The organism is Pseudomonas sp. 2995-1, from assembly GCF_002742505.1.
In the GTDB taxonomy this organism is placed as follows: Bacteria; Pseudomonadota; Gammaproteobacteria; order Pseudomonadales; family Pseudomonadaceae; genus Aquipseudomonas; species Aquipseudomonas sivasensis.
Genome location: NZ_LJSA01000562.1, coordinates 1 through 306, shown reverse-complemented (window position 1 = coordinate 306; position 306 = coordinate 1). Strand labels below are relative to the sequence as shown.

General features: G+C 31.7%; 1 pseudogene. It reads right to left on the bottom strand.

Annotated features, from left to right (window positions below):
* Window positions 1–306: pseudogene (locus AOA61_RS31370) on the bottom strand (cyanate transporter); the annotation flags it as partial.

The window sequence follows — 306 nt, the reverse complement described above, 5'->3', positions numbered from 1 at the left end:
CCCATATATATAGTAACTTGCCAAGCTAATGCTGAAGTCCAAATTAATTTTCCAGTAACTCTTTTACAATTATTAATATTCTTCTGATTATAAACTGTCTTTTTAGTCTGTGGAATCCAAAATACAATTCCTATTATTGCAATAATTCCCCAAACTAATAGTGCATATTTCCAACCTAAATTAATCTCTTGTGACAATGGAATACTTACACCAGAGCCTACTGCAGCAAATGAAGACATTGCAGTTGTATATATTCCTGTCATCAAGCCAATTTTATGAGGATACTTGCTTTTTACTATACTAGGT